Source organism: Carnobacteriaceae bacterium zg-84 (genome assembly GCA_013874835.1).
Classification (GTDB): domain Bacteria; phylum Bacillota; class Bacilli; order Lactobacillales; family Aerococcaceae; genus WM01.
In genome coordinates, this window is the sequence record CP059430.1 from 1,429,541 (window position 1) to 1,447,130 (window position 17,590).

The following is a 17,590-nucleotide window of genomic DNA, read 5'->3' on the forward strand; positions in this document are numbered from 1 at the left end:
ATTGCATTTTTCTACATACAAATACCCCGACAGATACATCTGTCGGGGTATACTTATTTTTGTACTTCTTCTTTATAGTCACAATGACTACATACAATTTGTTTGCCACCACGTACTTTTTTCTCAATGAGATAGGCGTTGTCTTTCGGGCAATTTCTACCAACTGGTTTATCCCACGATACAAAATCACATTCTGGATAACATGAGCATCCATAAAAAATTTTATTTTTCTTCGATTTTCGTTCCAGTATTTCACCTTTTTGACATTGTGGACACGACACATCAATTTTTTTAACGATAGCTTGTGTATATCGACAATCTGGAAAATTACTACACGCATAGAACTTCCCAAATTTTCCGATTTTAATCACCATTGGACTACTACATTCTGGACAGTCAAACCCAGCGGGTTCATCTTTAATATCAATTTTTTCAATATCTGTTTCGGCTTTTTCTAAATAAAGACTAAATGGTTTATAGAATAAATCTATAACCTCTTGCCACACACGTTTTCCTTCTTCAATATCATCTAAATCCGTTTCCATTTCTGCTGTAAAATGGACATCAACAATATTAGGGAAAAATGTCGTTATCAATGTATTGACAATACCACCTAATTCAGTAGGTTCAAAACGTTTTGACACAAGTTTTACATAATAGCGACGTTGAATGGTATCTAAGGTTGGTGCATATGTTGATGGGCGTCCCACACCATTTTCTTCTAATACTTTAATTAACGTTGCTTCTGAATAACGTGCAGGTGGTTGTGTAAAATGTTGCGTCGGTTCAATATCTTTGCTTAGCACCACATCTCCAACAACTAATTCTGGTAATGTGAGTTGTTTCTCTGATTTTTTATCATCAGATGATTCTTCATACACTTTTAAAAAACCTGGAAACTTCACAACAGATCCATTCGCTTTAAATTGTACTTGGTTTTGCATTAACGTTGCTTGAACGGTGTCATACACAGCTTGTGACATTTGACTAGCCACAAATCTTGCCCAAATTAGCGCATATAATTTAAATTGTTCTTTTGTTAAATATTTTTCCAAACTCTCCGGTGTACGAAAAACACTGGTTGGACGAATTGCTTCGTGAGCATCTTGAGCTGCTTTACTATTTTTAGACGTCGTTTTCCCTACATATGCTTGCCCGTGAGTTTGAGTAATAAAATCAATCGCCTCTGTTTTGGCAACATCAGAAATACGTGTAGAGTCAGTACGCATATATGTAATCAACCCTACTGTTCCAGTACGACCAATAGACACACCCTCATAAAGTTGTTGTGCTATTGCCATTGTTCGTCCAGTTCTAAAATTTAATTTGCGCACAGCCTCTTGCTGTAAACTACTCGTTGTGAATGGTAACGCAGGCTGTCTTTTTCTTTCTTTTTTCACAACATCCGTTACTTGATAATCTCTACTTGTTAGTTTCTTTTGAATATCTTCTACATCTTCTTTTGTTTTCAACTCTACTTTTTTTCCATTTACACCATAAAATTGCGCTGAAAATACTTTTTTATCTTTTATAAATGCTCCAACAATTTGCCAATACTCTTTTGGTACAAACTCTTGAATATCTTTTTCTCTATCAATGATTAGTTTTAGAGCAACAGATTGGACACGCCCTGCACTTAATCCTTTTTTCACTTTCTTCCAAAGGATTGGTGAAATCGTGTATCCAACAAGTCTATCTAAAACACGTCTTGCTTGTTGTGCATCGACTAAACTCATATCAATCGGTCTAGGATCTTTAAATGCCAATTTAACAGCATCTTTTGTAATCTCATTAAACACAACACGGATATTGTCTTTTGGATTTAACCCTAATAAATAAGATAAATGCCACGCAATAGCCTCTCCCTCTCTATCCGGGTCAGATGCTAAGTAAACCTTCTCTGCCTTATCCGCATATTTTTTTAATTCTTTAATTAAATCTCCCTTACCACGAATCGAAATATAGTATGGCTCATAATTGTTGTCAATATCGACACCCATCTTACTTTTAGGTAAATCTCTTAAATGACCTTTACTTGCCACTACTTTGTATTGTTTACCTAAATATTTTTCGATTGTTTTCGCTTTTGCTGGGGATTCTACTATAACAAGATTTTTGTATGCCATATATCCTCCTCAATTCTCTTCATGTACATGCTTTTTGTGTATACTTCATTTATAACGTCAAAGTCGTCTTTCATCTTATGCCATTCTTTTTATATTGTCAACGGAAAATGCATCAGACACTCTCATTTTTCTGTAAGCATTTACAGAAAAAGGTTGATTTTTTGTTATTTTTTGCTATAATAAGGGCATAGATTTCTGAGATGTACGTCATATTTCTAATGTGTTGACCTTACATATTTTTATTGATTTAGGGATCCTTTAGATACATGTGATAACAAGCCCTTTCACTTGGTAGTTAAATAACATTTACTTTGGAGCCCACCTGTTTTTAAGCAGGTTCAAGACAAAGAAATATATCAAACGGCATCACCGGATGTCTTTCAAGGGCGTTTGCCCTTGTTTTTTTAAATAAAAAATTAGAACTACATTATTGGATTTGGAGTGTATGATTATGAACAAAAAAGAAATTCGACATCAACTTATTCGTTCGCTTGTATTAGAAAACAGAATCAGTACACAAGTAGAATTACAACAAGCTTTACGTGATCACGGTATTAAAGTAACACAAGCAACTCTATCCCGTGATATTAAAGATTTAAACTTAGTAAAAATTTCTTCTGATGAAGATTCCCAATATGTCATACATAGCTTTACAAAAATCAAATGGGAAGAGCGTCTACGTTTCCATATGGAAGACGCGCTTATCAATATTTTGCCAGTTCAACATCAAGTTGTCATTAAAACGATGCCTGGTGTTGCACAATCTTTTGGTGCCATTTTAGATGGCATTATGTTCCCCGAAGCGATTGCTACAATTTGTGGAGATGATACATGCCTTATCATTTGCAAAGACAATGAGCATGCTCTTCTTTGCTTCGATCGTCTAAAACAATACGCTCCACCTCACTTTTTTGAGTAACCAATCCAATAGTTCTATTGTAAAAAATAAAATCTTGATAAAGACATCTGCGATGTCTTTATCAAGATTCAGACTGTTGACAAAGTAAGAGTGTCAACAGTCTTTTTTCGTATCAGACGTTAAGTTATACGGCTTACCACGATGTACACGATACATCGCTCGTTCTCTACTACGTGCGAGAACGAAGCCATTCGTACCACAACGTCTGATACAATAATAACGCTTAAAAGTGGTATAATAGAGATAAGAAAAAGGAGGAAGAAATCTATGTTTTATAAAGAAACTCACCCAAATGATGAAATCATATTAAACACATTGTCCGAATTAGTACCAAAAGACCATTTACTACGTAAAATTGATAAATCAATTGATTTCAATTTTATTTATGAGATTACTTCTCCTTATTATAGCCATACGAATGGTCGCAATAGTTTAGACCCTGTTGTTTTATTTAAATTGGTCTTTTTAAAAGATATTTATGGCATTAAATCCATGCGAGAAACCATTAAACGTGTCGAAACGGATGTAGCGTTTAGATGGTTTTTAAACCTCCCTTTCTCTAAACCTACCCCACATTATTCTACTTTCTCTCAAAATTATATTCGCCGTTTTCAAGGGACGTCTGTGTTTGAAGATATATTTAATACTATTGTACACCAAGCTATCTCACATCATTTAATTAGCGGCACAGCTTTATTTACAGATTCCACACACATTAAAGCAAACGCCAATAAAAATAAATTTAGAAACGCCGTTATTGAAGTGGTTCAAGAACGTAAGCGAGATTTAGAAAACGAAATCAACGCCGAACGAGAAGCTATTGGAAAAAAGCCTTTTAGCTACACAGATAAAATCATCTCTAAAAACATAAAAGAAAGTACGACTGATAAAGAAAGCGGATATTACCATCGGGATAATAAAGAAAAAGGATTTATGTACTTAGACCATCGTAGTGTCGATGGTAAACACAATTTTATTGTAGACTGCTTTATTACACCGGGGAACGTGCATGATAGTGTACCGTATGTGTCACGATTAACACATATAATAGAAACATTTCATTTTAATGTGAATTGTGTCGCGTTAGATAGCGGATATTATAAAAAAGACATTTTAAAATTTTTAGAAGAGAAAAAGATATTTTCTGTGATTGGGTATAGACGTTTTCATCGCAATCCTGACCATAAGTTTTTTCGCTATGATTCATCTAGAGATTGTTTTACGGATACACGTACGGGAGAAATTTACACCTACAGAAACATTGATAGACAAGGATATAAGCAGTATCGTATAAGCGATAACAGTAATAAACGGATACTACGTCGAGCGATAGATGCTGATGTATACGATAGATGTCGTGAACGTCGATTATCTACGTTTGGGAAAGCACTATATAAACGACGGAAAGAAACGATTGAGCGTAGCTTTGCAGACTCTAAACAAAATCGGCTCTTCGTCAAATTGTGTTGGTGGAGAGAAATAGTGAGTATGTTGGTAGTGAATGGCATTAACCATTCACTACCTTTTTCACATTCTTTTTCTGCCACTGAGAATGGTGTTGTATGATTAAAATACGCAATCTAAAATAAGAAAAACGTCTGTAGCCATAGGCAATCCGTTTGATGACTTTAATATGATTGTTGATAGCTTCTGTGATACCGTTTGAATAAGGTGTGGTAAAAGCTTGATAAATACCATTCTGATAGGTTTTAAAAATATCAAATTTCTTTCTAAACCACTCTGGTAATGACGGGTCAATATGATGAATAACCTCCATAAATGACTCAAAATCTCGCTGTCTATAAGCATATCTCAACTCTTGTACAAACTCATATGCTTGTTTTAAAACAGGACTATAGTCTAATAATCTATCCAGGATTTGTGCGTGTGTCAGATATGTTTTAAAGGATTGGTGATAGTGATAGTCTGTATCATTTACATCAAAGGCATCTTTTAATAATAATTTCCAGTATTTCTTTAAGTGTTTATAAGCCTTTTCTTCTTTTTTAAAGGTGTTCATTTTTTTATACGTAGTGTATTTAAATTCCGATGTATATGTTGTATGATATGAAATCTATCTGTGACAATAACGGCATTAGGAAAAACCTTCTGAATAAGTTTGCCATAATTGGCATTCATATCCATAACAAGATAGCGAACGCTATGTCTTGCTTTTTTAGAAAATTGTTTAAAATAAGTGATTAAATGGTCTAATTGGCGACTAGGTAACACATCAATAATACGGTGCGTCAATCCGTCTACACAGATAAAACTCATCTTCCCTAAATGAGATGTCACAGACTTAAATTCGTCGATACATAGTACCTTAGGTAGATAATGAAAAGACGGTTTAACTTGTTTTGTATATTTATCTAAGACACGTTGTACGGTCACATCAGATACAAAGTGGTCTTGGCAGATATGTTTTCTTGAAATATTTTTCGTTAAATCAAGTGCAATAAGTTGTTTTAATTCTTTAGAAATACAACAATGTTTATCGACTAAAGAACACGAAGAAGAACAGGTTTTTAGACACGTTTTACAGCGATAACGGGTTCTTTTAAGAAGTAAAACAGTTTTGATTTGTCTAAACTTTGGTAATAATGTTTTCGTTTGATATGTCCCATGTTTGATGAGTGTTTTAGCATGACAATGTGGACAGGTGTGGCAAGGCTTTGTCCAAGTACCTTTAATAAAGTGGTGTGGAATACCATTTATTGTTTTTTCTTCTAACCAATGTTCATCAGCTATGAAAGATTTATCTGTTAATGTCAATAATTTTTTTGTATAATAATCCATGAGAAATACCTCCTTGTTTAATTGTGGTGATTTAATCATACAGGTATTTCTCTTTTTTTGTCCACTTTTATATACAAAATCGTGTTGGTGGATTATTCCCACCAACACGATTTATTATAGAGCCACAAAATCATGGGTATCGGTTTGCACAATATAGAGGAGTAGCCAAGATGCAGCAGTACACTTGGTTATCTTGTGCTGCCCAAAACATGAAAAAAATGGCAATTCTGCTCACGAGAGATAGCCATTTTTTACAATATAGTTCTTTATTTATCATTTTTAAATGCAAAATCCAACGTATTTTTCCAGTTTTGAAAAATACGTTGGATTTTTTAGATATATTGTCAACAGTCTGAATCTTGATAAAGACATCTGCGATGTCTTTATCAAGATTTTTGTATATTAGTCAGGAACAACTACCGTTCCACCTGTTCCAGATACGACTGCTTCAATATTTTCTAATGAAGAAATAACCGCTTTTCCTTTAGGGAAGCTTCTTACAAAAGACATTGTTGCTTCCACTTTAGGTAACATACTACCTGGAGCAAATTGATTTTGAGCAATATATTCTTCTAATTCGTTTAAGGTCACTTCTTCAAGTTTACGTTGATCTGGTTTATTAAAGTTCACGTATACATTATCTACACCTGTTAACACAATAAACAAATCTGCTTCAATATCTGCTGCTAAACGTTGGCTTGCAAAATCTTTATCAATAACAGCTTCTACACCTTCTAACTGACCATTTGCACGTTCCACAACTGGAATACCACCACCACCAACAGCAACAACAATTACATCATCTTTAACTAATTTTTTGATGACCTCAATTTCATGAATGCGTACAGGTTTTGGAGAAGCAACAACTTTACGGTATCCACGACCTGAATCTTCTTTATAAGTGTCGCCTGTTTCTTGTGCTGCAACTTTTGCTTCTTCTTCTGTTAAAAATGGTCCAATTGGTTTTGTTAAGTTTACAAATGCTTCATCTTTTTCATCTACGACAACTTGTGTCACAACAGATACAACTGGACGATTAATATTTTTTTCTTTTAAAATATTGCCCATTGCATTTTGTAACCAATATCCAATGCTACCTTCTGTCATCCCAACACATGTGTCTAATGGCAGTGCTGGATTTTTTTCAGAATGTGCAGCAGCTTGTTGTAACAATAAATTACCAACTTGTGGTCCATTTCCGTGTGTGATAACTAAACGATGACCTTCTTCAATCAATCTTACTAAATATTTAGATGTTTTTACTAGTGCTTCTTGTTGTGCTTTTGCCGATGCATCCGTTGATAAAATGGCATTGCCTCCTAAAGCAACTACAATTGTTTTACCCATATTATAATAGCCTCCTAATATCTTTATTCATGACACGCTAAACGATAAATAGCTTCAGCGTATATATCCATTGCGCGATAAATATCTGTTAATAATGTGCGCTCATTTTCTTGATGTTCTGTTTGAACAGTCGTTGGGAAAGAAGCTCCAAATGCCACACAATTTTTCATAGTACGTGCAAATGTTGCACCTCCAGATGATTTTGCTGGTGTCATATCACCTGTTTTTTCTTGGTAAACAGACATTAAAGTTTTGACTAATACACTGTCTAACGGTACATATAAAGCATTTAAGAAATCATATTGCTCATATATTAAATGATACATAGACGCTTTTTCTTTTAAACGTTCTACTAAAAAGTCAACATCGGCTAAAACTGGTATACGCATATCAATTCTGATTTCTGAATTTTTTGGTGTAATTGTTAAACCAGCAACATTAACTGTTAATGAACCACTTGGTTCATCTTTAATTTCTCCAAATAACTGACTTCCTGTGGCATCTTCTCCAATAGCTTCTGTTAAAAATGCCAGTGCATCATGAGAGATTTCATCATTCAATACTTTAGCTAAGCGAATAATCGCATTGATACCTTTTGGAGCATCTTTTGAATGTTTCGATACTCCAAGTACCGTAATACTTGTATCATCTTGACTATATTCATAGCCGTATGCATCAAGTTTTTCTTTGACACTTTGTAAATATATTCCACTATACAATGCTTTTGCAGGTACCACATTAAAAGCTTCTCCTAAGTGACAGTTAAAGTCTTGACTACCTTTTCCATGTAATTTCACTTGTAATAGACCTTTTTCAGCAAATGTTAACGGAAAAGATGAATCAGGAGCGAATCCCATTGTGGCACTCTCTTCTTTTTCGTTATATCTATTCAAGCAACGCCACAATGTTTCTTCATCTGTCCCAAAAATGAAACGTACACGTTTCGTAAACGTAACACCTGCATCAATAAGTGCTTTTAAAGCAAATAGAGCAGCCATAGAAGGTCCTTTATCATCTTGAACCCCTCGTCCATAAATCGTATCACCGTTGATAACTGCTTCAAATGGATTTGTCTGCCATTTACTTAGATCACCTGCAGGAACAACATCTAAGTGACATAAAACAGCTAAGCACTCTTGCCCTTGTCCGATTTCAGCGTAGCCATAATAACCTTTTGGATCTATATACGTGCGCATACCAAGTGATGCCGTAATGTCTAATGTTTTTTCTAAAACATCCTGAATAGCTTGCCCAAATGGTGTTTCATTTTCTCCTTCGTTTAAAACAGATGGATAACTTACGAGTGTTTTAATCGCATCAATACATGCTTTTTGATGTGTTTCTGTCACAAAGTTTTTCATGTTGTTTCTCCTTTATTTTAAATCATTGTTCCCAATATTAACAATAATATACTAACAACGACCACAATGACGATAAATTTACTTATAAATTTTATCCAAGTGCCTAAATCAATACGTCCTATTGCTAATGCTCCCATCACAATTCCAGATGTTGGTGCTAATAAGTTTAACACACCACTAGCAGATTGGAAAGCAGTGACCACTAATGAAGCAGGAACTTTGGCAAATTCGCCTAAAGGCGCCATGATACCTATAGTCGCTCCGGCTAATCCAGAAGATGACGGAATTAAAAATGACATTGGTAAATAGAAAATATATGTCAACACGATAAAGACTTGTGAAGAAAATCCACTTAAAAATCCTTCTGCTGAATGTAAAATTGTCGCAGAAATTTGACCGTCATTCATAATAATTTGAATACCACGAGCTACTGCACAAATCAAAGCAACACTTAATAAATCAGCTGCTCCATTCATAAAAGCTTTAATAAAGCGTTGTTCTCCCATACCAGATACAATACCGACTAGAACACCCATGAAAACAAACAACATCGTTACTTCTGGGAAATACCATTCACCTAATTCTAATGAATGTCCAAATATTTGCCCAACACCTGGGATATTTTGAATACCATTATTGATATCAACGAATAAATTGATACCGAATTTTGTCCATGGAATCAAACTTAGTATCATAATAATAAATGTCGCAACAAACACGCCCAATACATATTTTTGACGTTTTGTTAATGATTGTTGCTCTACTGATTCTCCAACTTTAAAGAATGCTAAATCATCTTCACGTTGTTTAAAGACATATGATTTTGTTGGATCTTTTTCAATTTTACTTGCATAACGATAAACGAATAGGATACCTAACGCTAATAAAACGAAGAAGAATATTAAACGTAACACAATACCATCAGCCACGCTAATATTGGCTGCATCAGAAGCAACACCTGTTGCAAATGGATTTACTGTTGAGGCCAAACACCCTATTTGTGACCCCACTAAAATAATTGCTACGGCTGTAATTGTATCAAATCCAACAGCTAACATAACTGGAATAAGTAGAGGATAAAACGCCATTGTTTCTTCCCCCATACCATAAGTTGTACCGCCTAAAGCAAATAAAAACATCAATATTGGAATAAGTAATTTTTCTCGTCCTTTGAATTTTTTAACAATTGAGGCAATCCCTACGTCTAATGCTCCTGTTTCTGTTACAACACCTAAAAAAGCACCAACCATAATAATAAAGAACGCTACTTTAATCGCTCCGTCTGTATGAATGGTATATTCTTTATCTGTTCCTTCGTTGACAACAGTATCTTTTCCTAGCATGGCATTTACTGGTGCCATTAGCACATCATAAGCACCTTGAGGTGTATTTTCTACTTTTTCGTATGTACCAGACATTACATTACCGTCGGCATCTGATTGATAACGACCTGCTGGAATAAACCATGTTAAAATAGCCATCAATGAAATAATAATCATTAAAACTGTATAAGAAGACGGCATTTTGAATCGTTTTTCTTTACTCATTTTATATCCCTCCCTAATCAAAAAATCGTTCTGGTTCTGATTTAAACTCAAAACCAGAACGATTTTGTTCCATTTACGATAAAAGATTAAACTTTATTCACAAATAAATTTCCTGCTGTTAATGCCATAATTGCTTTGATTGAGTGCATACGGTTTTCAGCTTGATCAAATTGACGAGCATATTTACTTCTAAATGCTTCATCTGTAATTTCCATTTCTTTTACACCAAATTCTTCAGCAATTTTTTTACCATATTCTGTTTCTGTATCATGGAATGCAGGTAAGCAATGTAAAATGATTAAATCTTCGTTATTTGCTTTACGTACTAAATCCATATTTACTTGATATGGTTGTAATAAAGCAACACGTTCTGCAAATTTATCTTCTTCACCCATAGATACCCATACGTCTGTGTATAATACATCAGCGCCTTTTACAGCTTCATCTGCATTATCCGTAATTAACACATGTGCTCCGCTTTCTGTTGCGTATTTTTGTGCTAATGTAACGATTTCTTGCTCAGGGAATAATTCTTTTGGTGAGAAAATATGTACATTCACACCTAAAAGAGCACCTGTTACCAATAAACTATTGGCAACATTGTTACGACCATCTCCACAATAAACTAATGTTAATCCTTCAAGTTTACCGAAGTTTTCTTTAACTGTTAAATAGTCGGCAATCATTTGTGTTGGATGCCATGCATCTGTTAAACCATTCCATACTGGAACACCTGCATATTTTGCTAAATCTTCCACTACTTCTTGACTAAAACCACGGAATTCAATACCGTCAAACATACGACCTAACACTTTAGCTGTATCTTCAACTGATTCTTTTTTCCCTAATTGAATATCATTTTTACCTAAATATTCAGGATGTGCACCTAAGTCAATGGCAGCTGTTGTAAAAGCAGCACGTGTACGTGTAGATGTTTTTTCAAATAATAGAGCAATATTTTTTCCTTCTAAAAATTTATGTGGTACACCACGTTTTTTCAAATCTTTAACGTGTGCAGAAAAATCAATTAAATACTCTAATTCAGCACGTGTAAAATCTTTCTCTTTTAAAAAACTTCTTCCTTGAAATACTTGTGTCATTATATACTACCTCTTTCTTCTATTATATTAAATATCTTCACGAACTAATGGCATAGACATGCAACGAGGGCCCCCACGACCACGAACTAATTCACTTCCACGAATACGTAATAAACGAATACCATATTCTTCTAATTTTTGGTTTGTCACTGTATTGCGATCATATACAACAACAACACCTGGAGCGATTGTTAATGTATTTGATCCGTCATTCCATTGTTCACGTCCTGCTGCTACAAAATTACCTGCACCACAACGAATCAATGTTACTTTTTCAACACCTAGATTAACTGCTAAAATATGTTCTAAAGAGTCATGCTCTTCAACAATATGTAATCCACCTTGTCCGTCAGGTGTTACAGAAAAGACACGTAAATCTCCTTCAATTTCTGGATGAATAGTAAATTTATCGTAATCAATCATTGTAAACACTGTGTCTAAATGCATGAATTTACGATTATTTGCAAATTCAAACGCTAAAACTTTTTTAAATCCTAAATTATTATCAAATACATTTTTCATCAATTTTTCAATAGATGCTGCATCTGTTCTTTGAGAAATACCTACAGCTAATACATCTTTTGATAAAACTAATTCATCGCCACCTTCGATACGTGTTGTTTCTTCACGATTGTAAACAAGTGGTACTTGTGCATCTTTATATTCTGGATGATATTTGAAAATATATTTTGCATATAATGTTTCACGATTACGTGTTTCTGAGTACATGTGATTTAAAGAAACCCCATGTCCCATTGTCGCAAATGGATCACGTGTAAAATATAAGTTTGGCATTGGATCAATCGCAAATGGATAATCAGATTCAACTAAATCTGTCAAACCTTTATCTTTAATTTCTGGTAATTCACTTTTTTGTACCCCTGCCATTGTTTTTTCCACTAAAGTTTTATTATCTTCAATATTCAATAATAATTCGCGAATTGCTTCTTTTGTTTTTGCCCCTCTAATATTTGCTTCATTTAAATATTCATCAATAAACTGTTCACGAATTTCTGGCGTTGTAAGTGATTGAGCTGCTAAATCTTCTAAATAAACAACTTCGACACCTTCTGAGCGAAGAACGTCAGCAAATGCATCATGTTCTTTTTGAGCATCTTCTAAAAATGGAATATCATCAAAAAGTAATCTTTCTAAATAGTCTGGCATCAAATTTTCCAATTCTTTACCTGGTCTATGTAACATAACTTTTTTTAATTTTCCAATCTCTGAATATACGTGAATTGGTCTTTCGTTTGTCATTGTTTTCTCCTCCTATTTGTTTAAATCTGTTCTGTGGTTCAACCATGCTCCACTTCACACTCATATCATAGCCTTTTTTTATAGCGCTTTCTCGAATAATTTCTCAAATAATTTGCCAAGAATTTCTCATTTTTTAATGGTTTTTCCGTTTTATTCAAGAGGTATACAAAAATATGAAAGTTTATACATTATCATTTCTTTACGGAATAAATATTTTTCAATATAAAATTTGACTTTTTACTTAAATATCATTTATTCCAAAAATAAAATTATGCAAGAAATTGTATAAAATATTCTTGTTTTGTCACTTTTGTGCATAAAAAATTTTTTGATAATAGTATTGATGAAGAAAAATATCGATGCCATTTGTGTAATGTTCATAATATCTTTCAAACAAAGTTCATCATTCACAATATATACTATCCATAATAAAAAGAAGTACCTTTCAGCACTTCTTTTTAACTACTAATATAAATTTTCTAAAAATACATTTCGATTCATATAAGTTAAACGCTTATGAGAGTAAGTAATAATATTTTTTCGCTTTAGGCGTTTCATGACTTGACTTACAGTTTCCCGTGTCGTTCCACTTAATTTTGCCAATTCTAAAATAGTAATTGGAAACGGTAGAACACTTTCTTCGCCGCACACATCAAATAATAAAACAGCCAATGATTGTATCACTCTATCTGTTGCACTAGAGTTAATCATATTACGCAAACGCAATTCATGCAGTCTTAAAATTTGTGATAGCTTGCTACATAAAAATGCCATTTGTTCTGTTGATTTTAAACTAAATGTTTCAAATAACTCTCGAGGAATATAAAAACATTCTAAATCCGTAATTGCAACTGCCGTATAGTGATACTCTTCATCTTGAAAAACTCCCCCATACGGAAACAAAGCTTCCGGTTTTACAAAATCTACATATAAATAGTTATCCGATGCATCATACTGTTCTATTCGTACGTAACCTGAATAAATTAGAAAAAACTTATCTCGTGTATCCCCAGTAAAAAATAAAATTTGATCTTTTGGAATACGACGATATTGAATAAATTTAGATAACTCATCAAACTGTTCTTGCCTAATATTTTTGAACGCTACATGTTCGCGAATAAACCTATACTGATCTTTCGTAATCATAGAAAATCCCCTCATTTATCTAAACTTATTTAAATTATTTTTTTAAACGTTCTACATCACGGGCAATTTCCACTTCTTCATCAGTTGGAATATTAAGTACTTTTACTTTCGCATTTGGTGTTGATACAACTTTTTCTTGTCCACGTAATGCATTTGCTTCTGGATCGATATCACAACCAAACCATGTTAATCCACCAATAACATCACGTCTTACTTCTGCTGAATTTTCTCCGATACCGGCTGTAAAGACAATAGCATCAACACCATTCATAGCTGCAATATAAGCCCCAATGTATTTTTGAATACGGTAAATAAACACTTCATATGTTGTTTTAGCATGTTCATTACCTTCTGCTGCTGCAGCTTCTACATCACGCATATCACTTGATACAGTTGATAAACCTAGTAAACCAGATTTTTTATTAGCTACATCAATAAATTCATTAACACTTGTCATACCTTCTTTTTCCATTAAGAATGGGATAAGAGATGCGTCAAAATCTCCTGCACGTGTTCCCATTGTAATACCCGCTAATGGTGTGAAGCCCATTGATGTATCAACAGATTTTCCACCGTCAACAGCTGTAATAGAACCGCCATTTCCTAAATGACATGTGATAATTTTTGTATCTTTAATATCTTTACCTAACATTGCTGCTGCACGTCTTGATACATAATTATGGCTTGTTCCATGTGCACCATAACGACGAGCACCATATTTTTCATAATATTCAATTGGCAAGCTATACAAGTACGCTTTTTTAGGCATTGATGTATGGAATGATGTATCAAATACCGCAACGCTTGTAATATGTGGTAATAATTTTTTGAAAGCACGAATGCCGGCAACTTCTGCTGGTTGGTGTAATGGTGCATATTCTGTTAAACTTTCAATTTGTTCAATGACTTTATCATCAATCAGAGCTGAATCTTTAAAGATTTCTCCACCAGCAACAACACGATGGCCAACTCCTGTAATTTCTTCATATTTTTCAACAATTTTTAATTCTAATAATGTATCTAATAACATTTGAACAGCTTGGTCGTGATTGTGAATATCTAAAACAAGTTTATGTTTTTCTCCATCTCCATAACTTACTGTAAATATTGAGTCTTTTAATCCAATTCTTTCTACTAAACCTTTTGCTAATACTGTTTCTTCAGGCATTTGAAATAATTGAAATTTCAAACTTGAACTACCTGCATTGATTGCAATTGTTTTTGACATGTTTTTTCTCCTTTATATCATTAAATTTTCTGAAATATTATACCACAAATTTGCAGATGTTTAAACTATTTTGCGAACGCTTCCGCCCATTCTCCAAATTTACTTAAAAAGTCTTGTACTTTCTCAATTTGTTTTAAAGGGGGAATTTCTCCGATAAGTACTTCATCTGCTTTTGTCGCTGTATCACCCATTTTTTGAACAAGTAAAATAGCTTTCCTAGCAGAAGATTGTTTAAACATGGTTGCTGGTAAAAGTAAAAAGCCTTGCATATAATAATCAGTCGTTAATAACTGTAACAAATGGTGGCCTTGTGGTGTTTCAAAAACATTACTTGGTACAATAAAAATTCCCCAACCATTCTCTTCTAATAATTGCATACCATGTTCAATCAACACATGGTGTGCATACGTATGTTCATTACTCACACTTACTTTAAACATTTTAGCAATATCATCATGTGGATAATAACCAATGGGTAAATCAGAGACAATCATATTTGGTTTATCTACCAATAAAGGTTGGACACTATCTTGATGCATAATTTTTGTATCATGTCCTTGAAGTTGCATAGACATAGCTAAAATACTCACTAATAACTCATCAACTTCAATAGCCGTTGATTCAATATGTTCATCTCCGAAATGATTTAATAAAGCACTTAATAAATTTCCTGTCCCAGCTGTAATATCCAATAATCGTATCGGCTTTTTGCTTAATGTATTCATAAAATACCCAATCAAAAATGCAATACTATCCGGTGTTATTTGATGATTTGATTGAATATTATCCTTTTGAATAGCTTGTAATAAAGCAAGTTGAATGGCTTTTCTTTTTTCTTCTTTTGTATATGCATTTAAATCAATCAATTGATATAACTGATTTAATGTTTGAATCGTTTCTTGACTTGGCAATCCATCTACTTGTTGAGCTTTTTGTTCAAACACTAAATTTTGTAATGTTTCAGCTAGCCCTTCTAAATAAGCTGTTTCTAAATCTGAAGATAATAATTGTGCAGATTGATTGAGAACATCATATAGTGATAATACATGATCTTTATCCGTCATGATTAACACATCCTTCCTTAAAAAAAGGCTGAAACGTTACCGCTTCAACCTCTAATTTCATTATTTAGCAGCTACTGGATAAACAGAAACTTGCTTTTTGTCACGTCCTAAACGCTCAAAACGTACGATACCTTCTACTTTTGCAAATAGTGTATCATCTCCACCACGGCCTACATTTAAACCTGGATGAATTTTTGTACCACGTTGACGATATAAAATTGCTCCACCTAATACGTGTTGACCGTCTGCACGTTTAGCACCTAAACGTTTCGCTTGTGAGTCACGTCCGTTAGAAGTAGAACCTCCACCTTTTTTGTGGGCGAATAATTGTAAATTCATTTTCAACATTTGGTTGCACCTCCTCGTTGGTTTCTTTCATCATTGAAATTGAACAAAATCAGGATATTCTTTACTAATCTCGCAAAGTCCTAAATAGAGATTTTCTAATAAAATTTGCGTAATATAGTGTTGGTCGTTTGTTAAATCATCCAAAACTTCAACATACATATATCCACCAAATTCTTCTTCTATATCAATAATCGGCTGATATTTAGCAATGTGTTCAATGCTATTGCACGTTGTAATAGCTAAGGCTGATACGGCCGCACAGACAATGTCTTCTCCATGTTCGGCAAATTGTGCATGCCCCGTTATTTCAAACGATACCCATTTGTTTTTTTCGTTCTTTTTAAAGATAATCTGAATCATCTTGTCACCTGTTATTATGCGTTAATTGCATTGATAACAACTTTTGTATATGGTTGACGGTGACCTTGTTTACGGTGTGTATCTTTTCTACGTTTGTATTTAAACGTTACAACTTTCTTTTGACGTCCTTGTTTTTCAACAGTTCCTTCAACAGTTGCTCCTGACACGAATGGAGCACCAACTTTAACTGTTTCTCCACCTACGAAAACAACTTCATCAAAGACAACTTTTTCGCCAGCTTCTACGTTTAATTTTTCAACGTAAATTGCTTGACCTACTTCAACTTTGACTTGTTTACCACCTGTTTTGATAATTGCGTACATATTTGCACCTCCTTATTGTTCACTTAGACTCGCCAATGTACGTGCCTTTCGGTCTTTATAACGCTACATCGTGCGGTTGTAGCTGGTGTGCATACAACAGTGTCATTCTAACAAATTATGATGAGAAAAGCAAGAAAAACATTTGAGTATTTCTGTGTTACTAATTATGTTTTTTGTCAATTACTTTTTGATAGGCTAATCGAGGTGTTTGATCATCAACAAAAATAATCCCACATTTTACATACGCTCTTTTTTCTAATAAATGTTGCATAATACGGTTATCTTCATGCGTATCAATACGAATATTATCAATTTGTGTTTCACAGTAATCTAAAATGTCGTTCAATACACCTTTTCGTTGTCCACTACTGGCAACACGGTGAATAACACCATAAGGCCCATCATTCAACCAGTTTCCATGATAAATAGCTCGATAGTATATATCTGGTTCAATCATAAAAGCAAATACTCCACAAATCACATCTTTTTCAACAAGCAAAAAACATCTTTTTTGTCGAATGTCTTCTTTTATTGCATCAATCGATGGGCGATTATCTTTCCATTGATTTGGATTACCCGATTTTTTCATTTGTTCTCTTGCATAGGCATAGATGTTTAAAATTTGTGGTAATTGTTCCACTTTAGCGTGTACGATTTTCATA

Annotated in this window: 18 protein-coding genes, 1 other RNA gene and 1 other annotated feature; of the genes, 4 read left to right on the plus strand and 15 right to left on the minus strand. The window is 33.8% G+C overall.

The window, feature by feature from the left end:
* Positions 1-53: 53 nt before the first annotated feature.
* Complete coding sequence (topA, locus tag H1220_06690) at positions 54-2,126, minus strand: type I DNA topoisomerase (protein ID QMI85402.1); 2,073 nt, start codon at positions 2,124-2,126, stop codon at positions 54-56.
* 189 nt (positions 2,127-2,315) lie between these two features.
* Between topA and ssrS the strand changes: the two genes are divergently transcribed.
* The 3 genes from ssrS (at position 2,316) to H1220_06705 (ending at position 4,611) form a co-directional block, all read left to right on the plus strand.
* Positions 2,316-2,506, plus strand: a non-coding RNA gene (ssrS, locus tag H1220_06695) — 6S RNA.
* Between the two features lie 71 nt (positions 2,507-2,577).
* On the plus strand, positions 2,578-3,045 hold the full coding sequence (locus H1220_06700) for an arginine repressor (protein QMI85403.1): 468 nt from the start codon (positions 2,578-2,580) through the stop codon (positions 3,043-3,045).
* A gap of 267 nt (positions 3,046-3,312) precedes the next feature.
* Positions 3,313-4,611 (plus strand): IS1182 family transposase, encoded by a 1,299-nt coding sequence (locus H1220_06705; GenBank protein QMI85404.1) that lies wholly within the window; start codon positions 3,313-3,315, stop codon positions 4,609-4,611.
* Here H1220_06705 and H1220_06710 read toward each other — a convergent pair.
* Entirely contained in the window at positions 4,553-5,065 is a 513-nt protein-coding gene (locus H1220_06710) for a transposase (protein QMI85405.1), read from the minus strand. The genes H1220_06705 and H1220_06710 overlap by 59 nt on opposite strands.
* Positions 5,062-5,952, minus strand: a complete 891-nt coding sequence (locus H1220_06715; protein ID QMI85406.1) for an ISL3 family transposase — start codon at positions 5,950-5,952, stop codon at positions 5,062-5,064. The genes H1220_06710 and H1220_06715 overlap by 4 nt, the downstream gene beginning before the upstream one ends.
* A 62-nt stretch (positions 5,953-6,014) precedes the next feature.
* Here H1220_06715 and H1220_06720 point away from each other — a divergent pair, with 62 nt between their 5' ends.
* Entirely contained in the window at positions 6,015-6,200 is a 186-nt protein-coding gene (locus tag H1220_06720) for a hypothetical protein (GenBank protein QMI85407.1), read from the plus strand.
* A 46-nt stretch (positions 6,201-6,246) separates the two neighbouring features.
* Here H1220_06720 and arcC read toward each other — a convergent pair whose 3' ends face one another.
* From arcC to H1220_06780, 12 genes are all read right to left on the minus strand, one after another.
* On the minus strand, positions 6,247-7,191 hold the full coding sequence (arcC, locus tag H1220_06725; GenBank protein QMI85408.1) for a carbamate kinase: 945 nt from the start codon (positions 7,189-7,191) through the stop codon (positions 6,247-6,249).
* Positions 7,192-7,214: 23 nt separating this feature from the next.
* Complete coding sequence (locus H1220_06730) at positions 7,215-8,552, minus strand: Sapep family Mn(2+)-dependent dipeptidase (GenBank protein ID QMI85409.1); 1,338 nt, start codon at positions 8,550-8,552, stop codon at positions 7,215-7,217.
* Positions 8,553-8,569: 17 nt separating this feature from the next.
* Positions 8,570-10,099, minus strand: a complete 1,530-nt coding sequence (locus H1220_06735; protein ID QMI85410.1) for a YfcC family protein — start codon at positions 10,097-10,099, stop codon at positions 8,570-8,572.
* An 86-nt stretch (positions 10,100-10,185) separates the two neighbouring features.
* A complete protein-coding gene (argF, locus tag H1220_06740) occupies positions 10,186-11,199 on the minus strand; it encodes an ornithine carbamoyltransferase (GenBank protein QMI85411.1) in 1,014 nt (337 codons plus the stop codon).
* A gap of 27 nt (positions 11,200-11,226) precedes the next feature.
* A complete protein-coding gene (gene arcA / locus H1220_06745; GenBank protein QMI85412.1) occupies positions 11,227-12,459 on the minus strand; it encodes an arginine deiminase in 1,233 nt (410 codons plus the stop codon).
* Positions 12,460-12,924: 465 nt separating this feature from the next.
* Positions 12,925-13,605, minus strand: a complete 681-nt coding sequence (locus tag H1220_06750; GenBank protein QMI85413.1) for a Crp/Fnr family transcriptional regulator — start codon at positions 13,603-13,605, stop codon at positions 12,925-12,927.
* A gap of 34 nt (positions 13,606-13,639) precedes the next feature.
* On the minus strand, positions 13,640-14,833 hold the full coding sequence (locus H1220_06755) for an acetate kinase (protein ID QMI85414.1): 1,194 nt from the start codon (positions 14,831-14,833) through the stop codon (positions 13,640-13,642).
* Positions 14,834-14,898: 65 nt separating this feature from the next.
* Positions 14,899-15,897 (minus strand): class I SAM-dependent methyltransferase, encoded by a 999-nt coding sequence (locus H1220_06760; GenBank protein ID QMI85415.1) that lies wholly within the window; start codon positions 15,895-15,897, stop codon positions 14,899-14,901.
* Positions 15,898-15,957: 60 nt separating this feature from the next.
* Entirely contained in the window at positions 15,958-16,245 is a 288-nt protein-coding gene (gene rpmA / locus H1220_06765) for a 50S ribosomal protein L27 (GenBank protein QMI85416.1), read from the minus strand.
* Positions 16,246-16,275: 30 nt separating this feature from the next.
* Positions 16,276-16,605, minus strand: coding sequence for a ribosomal-processing cysteine protease Prp (locus H1220_06770; GenBank protein ID QMI85417.1), 330 nt, complete (start codon positions 16,603-16,605; stop codon positions 16,276-16,278).
* A 14-nt stretch (positions 16,606-16,619) separates the two neighbouring features.
* Positions 16,620-16,928, minus strand: coding sequence for a 50S ribosomal protein L21 (rplU, locus tag H1220_06775; protein ID QMI85418.1), 309 nt, complete (start codon positions 16,926-16,928; stop codon positions 16,620-16,622).
* A 15-nt stretch (positions 16,929-16,943) separates the two neighbouring features.
* Positions 16,944-17,016: a sequence feature (ribosomal protein L21 leader region), on the minus strand.
* 72 nt (positions 17,017-17,088) lie between these two features.
* Positions 17,089-17,589 carry an N-acetyltransferase gene (locus tag H1220_06780; GenBank protein QMI85419.1) on the minus strand — a complete coding sequence of 167 codons (501 nt, stop codon included), beginning with the start codon at positions 17,587-17,589 and terminating at the stop codon, positions 17,089-17,091.
* Between the last annotated feature and the right edge of the window lies 1 nt (position 17,590).

Bases quoted from the DNA above. Each gene is read 5' to 3' on its own strand.
- topA (QMI85402.1), bottom strand. From the start codon at position 2,126: ATGGCATACAAAAATCTTGTTATAGTAGAATCCCCAGCAAAAGCGAAA.
- H1220_06700 (QMI85403.1), top strand. From the start codon at position 2,578: ATGAACAAAAAAGAAATTCGACATCAACTTATTCGTTCGCTTGTATTA.
- H1220_06705 (QMI85404.1), top strand. From the start codon at position 3,313: ATGTTTTATAAAGAAACTCACCCAAATGATGAAATCATATTAAACACA.
- H1220_06710 (QMI85405.1), bottom strand. From the start codon at position 5,065: ATGAACACCTTTAAAAAAGAAGAAAAGGCTTATAAACACTTAAAGAAA.
- H1220_06720 (QMI85407.1), top strand. From the start codon at position 6,015: ATGCAGCAGTACACTTGGTTATCTTGTGCTGCCCAAAACATGAAAAAA.
- arcC (QMI85408.1), bottom strand. From the start codon at position 7,191: ATGGGTAAAACAATTGTAGTTGCTTTAGGAGGCAATGCCATTTTATCA.
- H1220_06730 (QMI85409.1), bottom strand. From the start codon at position 8,552: ATGAAAAACTTTGTGACAGAAACACATCAAAAAGCATGTATTGATGCG.
- H1220_06735 (QMI85410.1), bottom strand. From the start codon at position 10,099: ATGAGTAAAGAAAAACGATTCAAAATGCCGTCTTCTTATACAGTTTTA.
- argF (QMI85411.1), bottom strand. From the start codon at position 11,199: ATGACACAAGTATTTCAAGGAAGAAGTTTTTTAAAAGAGAAAGATTTT.
- arcA (QMI85412.1), bottom strand. From the start codon at position 12,459: ATGACAAACGAAAGACCAATTCACGTATATTCAGAGATTGGAAAATTA.
- H1220_06750 (QMI85413.1), bottom strand. From the start codon at position 13,605: ATGATTACGAAAGATCAGTATAGGTTTATTCGCGAACATGTAGCGTTC.
- H1220_06755 (QMI85414.1), bottom strand. From the start codon at position 14,833: ATGTCAAAAACAATTGCAATCAATGCAGGTAGTTCAAGTTTGAAATTT.
- H1220_06760 (QMI85415.1), bottom strand. From the start codon at position 15,897: ATGACGGATAAAGATCATGTATTATCACTATATGATGTTCTCAATCAA.
- rpmA (QMI85416.1), bottom strand. From the start codon at position 16,245: ATGTTGAAAATGAATTTACAATTATTCGCCCACAAAAAAGGTGGAGGT.
- H1220_06770 (QMI85417.1), bottom strand. From the start codon at position 16,605: ATGATTCAGATTATCTTTAAAAAGAACGAAAAAAACAAATGGGTATCG.
- rplU (QMI85418.1), bottom strand. From the start codon at position 16,928: ATGTACGCAATTATCAAAACAGGTGGTAAACAAGTCAAAGTTGAAGTA.
- H1220_06780 (QMI85419.1), bottom strand. From the start codon at position 17,589: ATGAAAATCGTACACGCTAAAGTGGAACAATTACCACAAATTTTAAAC.